This is a genomic window from Pantoea sp. Seng, from assembly GCF_009829935.1.
In the GTDB taxonomy this organism is placed as follows: Bacteria; Pseudomonadota; Gammaproteobacteria; order Enterobacterales; family Enterobacteriaceae; genus Pantoea; species Pantoea communis.
The window spans coordinates 14,469-27,716 of record NZ_SZZV01000003.1; the positions used below are offsets into that span (position 1 = coordinate 14,469).

Annotated in this window: 10 protein-coding genes; 8 read left to right on the plus strand and 2 right to left on the minus strand. The window is 52.7% G+C overall.

Translation table 11 applies throughout. From position 1 onward, the window contains the following. Positions 1-51: 51 nt before the first annotated feature. Complete coding sequence (locus FD737_RS03305; protein ID WP_160832695.1) at positions 52-666, minus strand: phosphatase PAP2 family protein; 615 nt, start codon at positions 664-666, stop codon at positions 52-54. A 229-nt stretch (positions 667-895) separates the two neighbouring features. Between FD737_RS03305 and udk the strand changes: the two genes are divergently transcribed. The 3 genes from udk to asmA all read left to right on the plus strand — a co-directional run bounded on the left by udk (position 896) and on the right by asmA (position 4,141). Further along, positions 896-1,534: a uridine kinase gene (udk, locus tag FD737_RS03310; protein ID WP_034824830.1), complete on the plus strand. Its 639-nt coding sequence runs from the start codon at positions 896-898 to the stop codon at positions 1,532-1,534. A gap of 87 nt (positions 1,535-1,621) precedes the next feature. After that, positions 1,622-2,203: a dCTP deaminase gene (gene dcd, locus FD737_RS03315; protein ID WP_034824828.1), complete on the plus strand. Its 582-nt coding sequence runs from the start codon at positions 1,622-1,624 to the stop codon at positions 2,201-2,203. 135 nt (positions 2,204-2,338) lie between these two features. After that, a complete protein-coding gene (asmA, locus tag FD737_RS03320) occupies positions 2,339-4,141 on the plus strand; it encodes an outer membrane assembly protein AsmA (protein ID WP_160832696.1) in 1,803 nt (600 codons plus the stop codon). A 50-nt stretch (positions 4,142-4,191) separates the two neighbouring features. Here the strand turns inward: asmA and FD737_RS03325 are convergent, their stop codons facing one another. After that, a complete protein-coding gene (locus FD737_RS03325; RefSeq protein ID WP_160832697.1) occupies positions 4,192-5,757 on the minus strand; it encodes a TerC family protein in 1,566 nt (521 codons plus the stop codon). 791 nt (positions 5,758-6,548) lie between these two features. Between FD737_RS03325 and wbaP the strand changes: the two genes are divergently transcribed. From wbaP to FD737_RS03350, 5 genes are all read left to right on the plus strand, one after another. Further along, the gene (gene wbaP / locus FD737_RS03330) at positions 6,549-7,982 is read left to right on the plus strand and encodes an undecaprenyl-phosphate galactose phosphotransferase WbaP (protein ID WP_160832698.1); all 1,434 of its coding nucleotides are present in this window, start codon (positions 6,549-6,551) and stop codon (positions 7,980-7,982) included. A 298-nt stretch (positions 7,983-8,280) separates the two neighbouring features. Beyond that, positions 8,281-9,411: a polysaccharide export protein gene (locus tag FD737_RS03335; RefSeq protein ID WP_153012318.1), complete on the plus strand. Its 1,131-nt coding sequence runs from the start codon at positions 8,281-8,283 to the stop codon at positions 9,409-9,411. A 9-nt stretch (positions 9,412-9,420) separates the two neighbouring features. Next, a complete protein-coding gene (locus FD737_RS03340) occupies positions 9,421-9,855 on the plus strand; it encodes a protein tyrosine phosphatase (protein ID WP_160832699.1) in 435 nt (144 codons plus the stop codon). A gap of 12 nt (positions 9,856-9,867) precedes the next feature. Next, positions 9,868-12,045 carry a tyrosine-protein kinase Wzc gene (gene wzc, locus FD737_RS03345; RefSeq protein WP_160832700.1) on the plus strand — a complete coding sequence of 726 codons (2,178 nt, stop codon included), beginning with the start codon at positions 9,868-9,870 and terminating at the stop codon, positions 12,043-12,045. A 219-nt stretch (positions 12,046-12,264) separates the two neighbouring features. Beyond that, positions 12,265-13,182: a glycosyltransferase family 2 protein gene (locus FD737_RS03350; protein WP_160832701.1), complete on the plus strand. Its 918-nt coding sequence runs from the start codon at positions 12,265-12,267 to the stop codon at positions 13,180-13,182. Positions 13,183-13,248: the final 66 nt, after the last annotated feature.

Genomic DNA, 13,248 nt, shown 5'->3' on the forward strand with positions numbered 1-13,248 from the left:
AATCTAGTTTAGCCCTGATTCAATGAATGTTTTGGCCCTGACAAAAAAAGATTAATCGCGAAACAGATCGGCACGCGTATAGGGTTTTTCTAATCCGGCGAGATGGGCGGAAAAACGTTCAAGAAATTGCTGCGTGGTGGCCACGCGGCCATGACTCATCAACACCAGCGGCACCAGCAGGGCGACACACACTTGCGCCAGGCTGAAGCCTTTCAATGCGGTGCGACGCTGTGTGACAAGGAAGGCGCTGCTCAGCGTGAAGCCCAGCATCAGGCCGGTGAGCACTTCACTGAAGGAGTGCGCGTGGATCACCAGCCGTGACAGGCCGACCATCATCGGGATCAGATAGCCAATACCAATGGTCAGTGTACGCCAAAAGGTCGGAAAACGGCCTGAAACCAGCCACATCATCACCGGCCAGAGCGTTGCTGACATGGCGCTGTGGCCGCTGAATCCGGTGAAGTTAAATCTGGCGCTGCCAATGCCAAACCCGAGAAACAGAATTTTAGACAGGCTGACCAGCAAGCCCGCCAGGCCAAAAGCGAGCAGCCAATACCAGACGGTTTGACGGTTGTCGCTTTTCCACGGCAACACCAGCGCGATAATCACGGCGGTCGGGATCAGCAACATGCTGTCACCAAAATAGGTCAGGGTTTTCCAACTCATATTTTTCCTTGGGCTTTATTGAGTCAACCTGAGTGGTACTCAACTCGGGCAGGAGAACAGTGTATCGATTAAGCGTCTGGCTGCAAAAGGGGATATTCTGAAAAGCGGCGGGCCCATTTCTCTGGCATCAAACAGGTGAAATACCTATAATTGCCGCCAACTAACCCTCTCAATCGGCCCATTGCGGTTTCGGCTTCAATTGGCTCCAGTTATCAGGTCTTAAAAAAGTATGACTGACAAGTCTCATCAGTGCGTGATCGTTGGCATCGCAGGTGCATCCGCATCCGGAAAAAGTCTTATTGCCAGCACGCTCTATCGTGAAATCCGTGACCAGGTCGGTGACGAGCATATCGGTGTGATCCCCGAAGATGCCTACTACAAAGATCAGAGCCACCTCACAATGGAAGAGAGGGTGAAAACCAACTATGACCATCCCAGCGCCATGGACCACGATCTGCTGTTGCAGCATCTGCGCGCGTTAAAGGCGGGTCAGGATATTGAGTTGCCGGTTTATAGCTACGTTGAACACACGCGCACCAGTGACTGTATTCATCTTAAGCCGAAAAAAGTGATCATCCTTGAGGGCATTCTGCTGCTGACCGATGCGCGTCTGCGTCAGGAGATGAACTTCTCTATCTTCGTAGATACCCCGCTGGATATCTGTCTGATGCGTCGCATGAAGCGCGATGTGAATGAGCGTGGTCGTTCCATGGATTCGGTGATGAGCCAGTATCAGAAGACCGTGCGTCCAATGTTCCTGCAGTTTATCGAGCCCTCCAAACAATACGCTGACATTATCGTGCCGCGTGGCGGGAAGAACCGCATCGCCATCGATATTCTCAAAGCCAAGATTAACCAATATCTTTGAAAATACTGCGTCCGGATGGACGTGACGCGTGAAGGTTGTCACAACAGTGGCGACCTTTCGCTACACTTAAAGCATGGAGACTCTGCGATGAGATTATGCGATCGCGACATTGAAGCCTGGCTCGACAACGGTAAACTGGCGATTGATCCGCGCCCACCGGTTGAGCGCATTAATGGCGCAACCGTGGACGTGCGCCTCGGCAATCAGTTCCGCACCTTCAGTGGTCACACTGCGCCATTTATTGATTTGAGTGGTCCAAAACACGAAGTCAGCGCCGCACTGGATCGCGTAATGAGCGATGAGATTGTGCTGCCGGAAGGGGAAGCGTTCTTCCTGCATCCGGGTGAGTTAGCGCTGGCAGTGACGCTGGAATCGGTCACGATTCCGGATGATCTGGTGGGTTGGCTGGATGGCCGCTCCTCGCTGGCGCGTCTGGGCTTGATGGTGCACGTGACGGCACACCGTATCGATCCAGGCTGGCAGGGCCGCATTGTGCTGGAATTCTACAACTCCGGTAAGCTGCCGCTGGCGCTGCGTCCGGGCATGTTGATTGGCGCATTGAGCTTTGAACCGTTGTCTGGCCCAGCGGCACGCCCTTATAACCGCCGCGAAGATGCAAAATATCGTGGTCAGCAGGGTGCCGATGCCAGTCGTATCGACAAAGACTGATGTTCGCCTGAATGATTCAACGTGCGGCAAAGCGGTAAGAGGGTGAATCCCCGGTAGCTGGCATCAGTGTGTGACTGGGGTAAATGAACGCAGCCAACGCCGCTGCAGCATGAAGAATGACGGTGATGAGGGATTATGAGAAGAGTGATAACGACGCTGGCCATCCTGTTAGTGGTGGTCGTGGCGGGCATGACGGCACTGGTGTTGCTGGTCAATCCCAACGACTTTCGTACCTATATGGTACAGCAGGTAGAACAGCGCAGTGGTTATCAACTTGAAGTCAGTGGTGGCCTGCGCTGGCACGTCTGGCCGCAACTCAGTATTCTCGCCGGGCGCATGAGCCTGACCGCACCTGGCGCCAGCCAGCCGATGGTCACTGCAGAAAATATGCGTCTGGATGTCAACCTCTGGCCGCTACTGTCGCATCAGCTAAGCGTCAGCCAGGTGATGCTTAAAAATGCCGTCATTCGTGTTACGCCAGACAGCGCCGCCCAGAAACCGAGTGGTGCACCGGTGGCGCCCACGGACGCGGAACCGGTGGTGACGCGCACCAATGGTTGGTCATTCGACATTGCTAAACTGCGCCTCGCCGACAGTCTGCTGATCTGGCAGCAGCCCGGTGGCGATGAATATAACTTCCGTAATCTCAATCTCAACCTTGATCAGGATGCCAGCAAAAATGCCAGCATCGAACTCGCCACGCGCATTTCACGCAATCAGCGTAATGTTAGCGTCAACCTTAAAGGGCAGATGAATGTGGCGCAGTATCCGCATCGGCTGGTGGGGCAGATAGAAGAGATGGATTACACGCTGGACGGCGCTAACCTCCCGCCGCAGGGCATCAAAGGGGCGCTAAGCGGGCAGGGTGAGTGGAATGCCGATAAACAGCAATTCTCGTTGCAAAAGATGCAGCTGACGGCCAACGACAGCACGCTGGATGGCAGTGCCGAAGGGCGTTTAATGTTGCCGCAGCAGCTCAATCTGGCTTTACACGCCACGACATTGAATCTTGATAATCTGATGGCCAGCGCGCCCGCCAGCGACAACAGCACCCCACAGCACGCCAGCGTGACGCGCACGCCGGTGATTGCTGAACCACGCACGCGTACCAACGCTGACTCGCCGTTAAATCTGATGGATTTAACGCTGAGTCTGAATGCGGATTCCAGCGTGTGGCGCGGATTGACGCTGAGCAATCTGCAGATCGATGCCAGCAATCAGGAAGGGTTGATGATCCTGAACAAACTGCAGGGGAAAATTGGTGATGGGCACTTCTCGATCCCGGGCAGCATTGATATCCGCCAGCCGGTGACGAAAGTCGCCTTGCAGCCGGAGATCGAAAACATCGCCATTGCACCCTTAATGAAAGCGCTGGAACTGCCGGAGAGTTTGCAGGGCACGGTCTCCCTGAAAGGCGATCTCAGCGGCACGGGCCTGAGCGTGGATGAAGCGAAGCGTAACTGGCAGGGTAATGCCGAGCTGGAGGCCACCAACCTGCAACTCGCCCAACTTAATCTGCAACAGATGGTGCGCCGTGCCGTGGCGCGCGTGAGCAATAGCGTGACCAATGATGAGCCGGACGAACAGGGGATTCAGCAGTTGAGCGGTCGTATTAGCCTGAATCAGGGCAAGGTTGTCATGCCAGATCTGCAGGGTGGCAGTAACCGGCTGGCAGTGCAGACCAAAGGCACGGTTGATGTGGTGAACCAACAGCTCGACGTCACCTTCAATATGATGCTGCGCGGCTGGAAAGGCGACGATAAGTTAGCGACTCTGCTCAATGGCCAGGCAATTCCACTGCGGATGTACGGTGGCTGGAACAACTTGCAGTACTCACTGCCGATTGACGATGTGGTGCGCCAGCAGTTGCAGAGTGAAGCGAAGTCGCGCCTTAACGAGTGGCTGGATCGCCAAAAGCCTGCGGTACAACAACCTTAATCCACGTAAAATGCCGTTATGCCTGGTTTGATTGGGCATAACGGCGTTGGTTACCTTGCCAGCTCAGGCGCGGGCACAATCTCCACTTTCTGTACCCGATGATTTTCCACCTGCAGCGTGCGCAATAAATAATCCCCTACCTGTAACTCTTCTCCCTCTTCTGGCACATGTTGCAGGCTGTCCATTAATAATCCGGCCAGCGTGTGGTAATTACGTTTCTCATCCAGTGGCAAATGCACATAGGCTGCCAAATCTTCCAGAGGAATATGTCCGTTCGCCACCCAACCTCCATGCGGCAACGGCTGGATATCATAACGCGCATCAATCTCCTCACCTTCATTCGGCAGATTCCCGGCGATGGTTTCCATCAGGTCACTCAGGGTGACCACGCCTTCCACCGATCCAAACTCATCGACCACAAACGCAAAATGGGTGCGGGCGTGGCGGAACTGCTCCAGTGCCTGCAATAACGTCAGGCGTTCGGGAAAGATCAGCGGCTGCTTCACCAAAGCACGTAAATCGAGAGAATGGCTGTGCAGCGACTGATGGAGCAAATCAATCACATGCACCACGCCGAGCGGATCGTGCCCGCGTTCGGTAATCAGGATGCGGGTGTGCTGATTGTTATCCAGCTTAGCCATGATCGCGGCGGGATCTTCACCCAGATCGATGTGCTCAATATCGTGGCGTGACGTCATGATGCTGCTGATGTGCCGCTGCCCTAAACCGAGTACGCGGGCAATCATGCGCCGCTCCTGGCGATTGAATAACGCACCTTCATCACTGTCGCTGAGCAATGAGGCGGTATCGGCGTCCAGTTCGGCACGCTGGGCTTCACCGCGCAATATGCGCAGCACGGCTTCAGAGGTGCGCTGGCGCAGCGGGCGTCCGGCGGTGAGGAAGCGGCGGCGATTAAACAGCGCCAGCTGATTAAACATCTCGATCACGATTGAGAAACCAATCGCCGCGTAGAGATAGCCCTTCGGAATAATAAAGCCGAGGCCTTCCGCCACCAGACTGAAGCCAATCATCAGCAGGAAACTCAGGCAGAGAATCACAATGGTTGGATGACCATTCACAAAGCGCGTGAGCGGCTTACTCGCCAGCAGCATGAGTAAAATGGCAATGGTGACCGCCGCCATCATCACCGGCAGTTCGTTCACCATGCCTACAGCGGTAATCACCGCATCAAGCGAGAAGATGGCATCCAGAACCACAATTTGCGCGACCACTGGCCAGAATTTAGCACCGTTCTTACTTTGACCGCTCTCTTCGTCGCTGCCTTCCAGACGACTATTGAGTTCCGTCGTGGCTTTATAAAGAAGAAACAGCCCGCCGGAGAGCAGCAATAGATCGCGGGCGCTGAAATTGTGCTGGAACAGGGTAAATAGCGGTTGCGTGAGAGTCACCAGCCAGGAAAGCGATGCCAGCAACACCAGTCGCAACAGCAACGCCAACAGCAAACCTATTACGCGCGCCCGGTCACGCGCCGCAGGCGGTAACTTTTCGACCAGGATGGCAATAAAAACCAGATTATCAATACCCAGCACCAGCTCGAGAACGATTAGCGTGACTAACCCTGCCCAGAGCGACGGATCGAGGATCCACTCCATCATGCTTTCATCACCTGAATGTCTGAAAATGCGTTTTGTCTGATGATAGTGAATCAGCAGGCAAGGTACAAATGAGGCAAATCGCGCGATATCACCCTGTTGCCCGGAGTTTTAGGCATATTCTGAGAAGGTACATTTCATCGATAAGATGAATGTATGGATAAACTTCACCGCATCGTGATAGTGACGATTAATTCTAATATTCACGCGCAAGCGTACGTTTTTAATGCGAAGCAGTCCGAAGGTGAGTATCGAATTATTCTGAATTTTACGCAGGAATGGGCTGAAAGGGATGGCATCAATACTTATGGCTGGTAGTCTTTTTCCTAAAATAGTGCAGGGGACACGGGGCCTACTTGTAAACAAGCCAGTAATAACTAGTATAGCAACGTGTTAGTAAATGTCTGCGCCGAAGTTGTTAATAGCGCGCTGTTTAGCTTCTTAATGTTATGAATTGTGATCGTGCACGGGATTAGCCTGCCGCTGGCTAAGAATAATCTCAGTGAATGCGATGAAAATAGATGCGATTGCAGCGGTATTGGCAGCGACAGCCAAGGGCGGTAGCGTGCCTGAAGTGCTTTTCTCCGTTCAGATTAGGGCTAAATCGTGGCAAGGGAAGTCAGACTAATCTGTTGGTATTTATTGCAATTCTTTGGCTTTACTAAAAAGAGAATTGGCATAAACACCGGAGCGTTTGCCGCAGATTGCCTCCCCGTTAGCAGTGGATATATCGCTCATTTATTACACAGGGCAGAGGCGTTAGGGATTAGGGAAATAAAATAAAAGAGTTAAATATGCGCGATAACCAAATTACATATAAAAGTCTCCTCACTAAAATTTTACTGGCGTGCTCGGATTTAATTTGTTTCAACGCGGCATTGTTTATTGCTCTGGCGGTGATTAATTCGTTCACAGATTCTCCACTGGCAGATATATCTGAAAAATACCTGCACTTAAAAATCGCCACCCACGTTTGTTTATCGATTATTTGCGTAGGCTGGTTCTGGGTTCGCCTGCGTCATTACACCTATCGCAAGCCATTCTGGTTTGAGCTGAAAGAGATATTTCGTACCATTCTTATTTTTTCTGTCATCGATTTGTCAATTTCAGCATTATCGCAATGGCAGATGTCGCGCTTTGTCTGGGTGACCACCTGGATTCTGGCGTTGATATTAATTCCGCTGGCGCGCGCCATCTCTAAACGCGTACTAAATCACTTCGGTATGTGGAAAAAACAAACCATCATCATCGGCAGTAGCCGCAATGCTGAAGAAGCCTGGCAGGCGCTGCAGAGCGAAGAGGTGATGGGGTTTGATGTCATTGCGTTCTTCGATGTTGATGGCAGTTGCCCGCAGGCCAGCATCTCTGGCGTACCGGTACTGCACAATGAACAAGAGCTGTGGCAGCTGACGCACAGCGAAACCCAGTTCATCGTGGCTGTGGAGTTTGAACAGAGCCAGCATCGTGACAACTGGCTGAAAATGCTGGCAATGCATAACTGCCGTTCAGTCTCAGTGATTCCAACTCTGCGCGGCGTGCCCCTTTATGGTACTGACATGGCCTACATCTTCAGCCATGAAGTGATGATTCTGCGCGTGAACAATAATCTGGCGAAACGCACTTCGCGCTTCCTGAAACGTGCTTTCGACATCGTCGGCGCACTCAGCATCATTATTGCGCTGTCACCGGCGCTGCTGGTCCTCGGCTTTATGGTTGGACGCGATGGCGGCCCACCGATTTACGGTCATGAACGTGTCGGCCTGAACGGACGTAAATTCAAATGCCTTAAATTCCGTTCGATGGTGATCAACTCGAAAGAGGTGCTGGAGGAAGTCCTGCGCACCGATCCGGTCGCTCGCGCCGAGTGGGATAAAGATTTCAAACTGAAGAATGACCCGCGTATTACCAAAGTTGGCCACTTCATCCGTAAAACCAGTCTGGATGAACTGCCGCAGCTGTGGAATGTGGTACGCGGCGACATGAGCCTGGTGGGCCCACGTCCAGTGATTGAAGACGAACTCTGTCGTTATGCCGGTGATGTTGATTATTACCTGATGGCGAAACCCGGCATGACGGGATTGTGGCAGGTTAGCGGTCGTAACGACGTTGACTATGAAACGCGCGTCTATTTCGATTCGTGGTATGTCAAAAACTGGTCGCTATGGAATGACATCGCGATCCTGTTTAAGACAGTGGGTGTCGTACTGAAACGCGATGGCGCTTATTGAGAGTAGAAGGGCAGGGGACGAAATCATTATCCCCGTCTGAAATGCCGGTGCTGGGAGTGCCTTAACTGACAACTGCCATTATCGAGCCTGAATAGAGTCGGTGCTTTGCCGGCAGGGTAATCACCGACTTTAATTGATGTCGTCTCAGGGCACGGTGACAACATAAAACCAAGGGAGCGCATGATAATGACCCACAGTTTCAGTGTTTAACCCGTCAGTTTTATTTTTTTATAAGACGCTACACAGCGGCGTTTTCGCCTCTATCAATCATTAACTGATAGCGAAGAATCAGATGATAATGAAAATTAAATTGATACCTTTACTGGTATCCGCAACTTTTCTCTCCGGGTGCACCATTGAACCAGGTTCGCACCTTTCCACTAGCGGAAAAGATGTCATTGAGCAACAGGATAGCAACTATGACATCGATAAATACGTCAACGTCTTCCCGCTGACGCCGCGTCTGGTTGAACAGATGCGTCCGAAGCCTCTGGTTGCGCAGGCCAACCCGGCACTGCAGACCGAAATTCAAAGCTACGAATATCGCGTGGGCATTGGCGACGTGCTGAACGTCACCGTATGGGATCACCCGGAGCTGACCACACCAGCGGGTCAGTATCGTAGCGCCAGTGACACCGGTAACTGGGTACAGGCCGATGGCACGATTTTCTACCCGTACATCGGTAAAGTGCGTGTAGCCGGCCGCACCGTGACGGAAATCCGCGCTGAAATTGCGCGCCGCCTGGCGCAGTTCATTGAAAGCCCGCAGGTGGATGTCAACGTCGCAGCCTTCCGCTCACAGAAAACCTACGTGACCGGTTCGGTGACCACCTCTGGCCAGCAGGCGATCACTAACGTGCCGTTGACCGTACTTGATGCCGTCAACGCCGCAGGTGGCTTAGCAGCCGATGCAGACTGGCGTAACGTGGTGCTGACGCACCAGGGCAAAGAGCAGCGCATTTCGCTGCAGGCGCTGATGCAAAACGGCGACCTGAGCCAGAACCATCTGCTGTATCCGGGCGATATTCTCTACGTCCCGCGTAACGATGACCTGAAAGTCTTCGTGATGGGCGAAGTGAAACAGCAATCCACGCTGAAAATGGACCGTAGCGGCATGACGCTGGCCGAAGCGCTGGGTAATGCGGCCGGGATGGATCAAACCACGTCCGATGCTACCGGTGTCTTCGTTATTCGTCCTATTCGTGGTGCCAACCGCACCAAGATCGCCAACATCTATCAGTTGAACACCAAAGATGCGGCATCGATGGTGATGGGGACTGAATTCCAACTGGAGCCGTACGACATCGTCTACGTCACCGCCACACCAATTACCCGTTGGAACCGTGTGATTTCTGGGCTGCTGCCAACCATCGTGGGTATCGACGATGCAAGCTCCGCAGCACTGCGTTTCCGCAACTGGTCTAACTAAGGTTTCAGTATGATCAAGTCCGTGTTAGTCGTCTGCGTCGGTAATATCTGCCGCTCCCCAACAGGGGAGCGTCTGTTCCAACGCGCGCTACCTTCAACTCGGGTGGCTTCTGCAGGGCTAGGCGCTCTGAAGGGGTTCCCGGCAGACCAGACCGCCAGCGACGTTGCCGCCGAACATGGCGTGTCGCTGGAAGGCCATCATGCTCAGCAGTTAACGGCCAGTATGTGCCGTGACTATGACCTGATTCTGGTAATGGAGAAGCGCCACGTTGAGCAGGTCAATCGCATCGACCCAGCCGCACGCGGAAAAACCATGCTCATTGGGCACTGGCTCAATCAGCAGGAAATTGCGGATCCGTACAAAAAAAGTCGCGAGGCCTTTCAAGAGGTCTACGGGTTACTGGAAAACGCTACCCAGAAATGGGTCAACGTACTAAGCCGATAGTTGGGAATACCCATGAATATTAAAAACAAGGTTATGACTGCGCCAAAGGAAGATTCGAGTGGATGGGATCTGGCGCATCTTGTGGGACAGCTAATTGATCATCGCTGGATCATCGTGGCCGTTACCGCCTTCTTCATGTTGGCCGGAACGCTCTACACACTGTTTGCAACGCCTATTTACAGCGCCGATGCCATGGTTCAGGTAGAGCAGAAAAACACGGCTTCTGTTCTGAATGAATTGCAGGATGTGCTGCCAACCACGCCAGCATCTGATACGGAAATTCAGATTGTTGAATCGCGCATGGTGCTGGGTAAAACGGTTAATGACCTCGGTCTGGACACCGTGGTGCAGCAGAATTACTTCCCGGTTATTGGTAAAGGTTTATCTCGCCTGATGGGCAATAAGCCGGCGCAAATTGCTATCTCGCGTCTGGAAATTCCTCGCTCCATCGACAAGCGTACCGTCGAGCTGGAAGTGACCGGTCCACAGACTTACACCGTTACCAAAGATGGCGATGAGCTGTTCAAAGGTCGTGTGGGTCAGATGGAGCAGCACGGTGATGTCACTATGCTGGTCAGCGGCATTCAGGCTGACGAAGGCACCAGCTTCAACGTCACTAAGCTGAGCGATCTGCAGGCGATTAAAAACGTGCTGGGCGCGCTGACCGTTGCCGACAAAGGTAAAACCACCGGTGTGCTGGGCCTTGAGTTCCAGGATGAAGATCCAGAGCAGGCGAGTCGCGTCCTGAACCAGATCGTGAATAACTATCTGTTGCAGAACGTTGACCGCAAATCTGAGCAGGCTGAGAAGAGCCTGGAGTTCCTGCGCAACCAGCTGCCACAAGTGCGTAGCAGTCTGGATGATGCGGAGAACAAGCTCAACGCCTATCGCCGCCAGAATGAATCGGTGGATATGTCGCTGGAAGCGAAATCGGCTCTCGACTCATCCGTTAGCGTGCAGAGCCAGTTGAACGAACTGACCTTCAAAGAAGCTGAAGTGTCACAGCTCTACACCAAAGATCACCCGACTTACCGCGCGCTGCTGGAAAAACGCAAAACCCTGGAAGACGAGCAGGCAAAACTGAACAAGAAAATTGCCGGTATGCCGCAAACCCAACAGGAAATTCTGCGTCTGACACGTGATGTGCAGTCAGGTCAGGAAATCTACATGCAGTTGCTGAATCGCCAGCAAGAGCTGGGAATCAGTAAAGCCAGTACCGTGGGTGATGTGCGCATCATCGACCGTGCGGAAACCGCCGGTAGCCCGGTGGCACCGAAGAAACTGTTGATTATTGCCGCCAGCTTTATTCTGGGTCTGATTCTCTCTGTGGGTCTGGTGCTGCTGAAAGCGCTGTTCCATCACGGTATTGAGAATCCTGAGCAGCTGGAAGAGCTGGGCATGAACGTCTATGCCAGCGTACCGCTGTCAGAGTGGCAACGTAAGAAAGATACCGAAGCCCTGGCGCGTCGTGGTCACAAAGAGAAGAGTGACCCACATAATACGCTGCTGGCGTTGGGTAATCCGACCGACCTCTCCATCGAAGCGATTCGCAGCCTGCGTACCAGCCTGCACTTCGCGATGATGGAAGCCAAAAACAACATTCTGATGATTACCGGTGCCAGCCCGGGTATTGGTAAAACCTTTATCTGTGCCAACCTGGCGACCCTGGTATCGAAAGCAGGCCAGCGTGTGCTGTTCATCGATGGTGATATGCGCCGTGGTTATACCCATGAGCTGCTCGGTTCGGAAAACAAAATGGGTCTCTCCAATGTGTTGTCCGGCAAGAGTGAGTTCTCCCCGGCCATGATTCAGAAAGGCGTGTACGGTTTTGATTTCCTGCCACGCGGTCAGGTACCACCGAACCCGTCTGAACTGCTGATGCATCGTCGCATGAGTGAGTTACTGGATTGGGCGAGCAAGAACTACGACCTGGTGTTGATTGATACCCCACCGATTCTGGCGGTGACCGATGCTTCCATCATCGGTAAGTTGGCCGGTACGTCGCTGATGGTGGCGCGTTTCGAAACCAACACCACTAAAGAGTTGGATGTCAGCTACAAGCGCTTCGCGCAGAACGGTATCGAGATTAAGGGCGTCATCCTTAACGCCGTGGTACGTAAAGCGTCGAATGCCTACGGTTATGGCTACGACTACTACAACTACGAATACGGCAAAGAAACCAAAAGCTAAGTAAAACTCAGGGGCGGATTATCCGCCCCTTTTTATGGTGCGTTTTGCACCGCGAAAATACACACAGCACAAACTTTCATAGGAACCTCCGTGATGGAACGCAGCAGCTCAATGAGAAAGAGAAATAACGGTATGATTTTTCAGAACACAGCCGATTCCTTTCTGAGGTCTGTCCGCGCTACCGTTAAATCTGGAACAGCTGTTTAAGAGGTGCTGGCAATGCAGGACATCCGCTTCTCAATTGTAATTCCCGCGTATAACGCGTCGAAATCAATTGTCACGACGCTAGATTGTGTCAAAGCGCAAACCTATCGCAATTTTGAAGTCATTATCGTCGATGACAAATCGGCTGATGCAGACGAACTGGCGCAGGTCGTACGCAGTGAGCGTTATCAGGATCTGGACATCAAGCTGGAACTGTCCCAGATCAAACTGAACGGTGCGGGCGCCCGCAATAAGGGTATTGAACTGGCTGAAGGCGATTTCATTAGCTTCCTTGATGCCGATGATGAGTGGGCTGCCGATAAGCTGCTGACCGTGCACGACACCATTAGCAAACTGGAGGCACAGGGCAAATCGCGCTATGTGATTTTCAGCCAGGTAAACATTCATCAGGACGGTAGCTTCCTGAAAGTAATGCCGATGCAGCCGCCGGGCAAAAACGAAACCGTGGCGGAGTATCTGTTCGGCTGTTACGGATTTATTCAGACCAGCACCATTGTGCTGAAGCGCGAAGATGCCGACAAAATCCGTTTTGATGCACGCTACATTCGCCATCAGGATTATGACTTTTGCATCCGCGCCGATCGTATGGGCTACGAGTTCGTGATGATCGATAAACCTTTGGCAACGTATCACCTGGTGACCAAATTTGGTTCCAAACACAAAGGCGAGTCGGTGAAGTACTCCTTCTTCTGGCTGGACACCATGAAGCCGCACCTCACGGCACGTGACGTCCATACCTATAAGGCGTTCAAGCTGCCGCTGCGTTACAAGATGGACGGCAAATCGCTGTTAGCCAGCGTTAGTTTCGCGCGCTATTTCTTCCTGACCAACCGTGACAATCGCGCTTACTTCATGAATCGCCTGCTCGATAAGGTGAAATCGCGCTTCTCTGGCGGGCGAGCCGTTTCCTGATTCATTTTAAAGAATTTCACTTGCTCCCACACCGGGGGCAATTTTTTGGTTCCTGACACTCCGGGT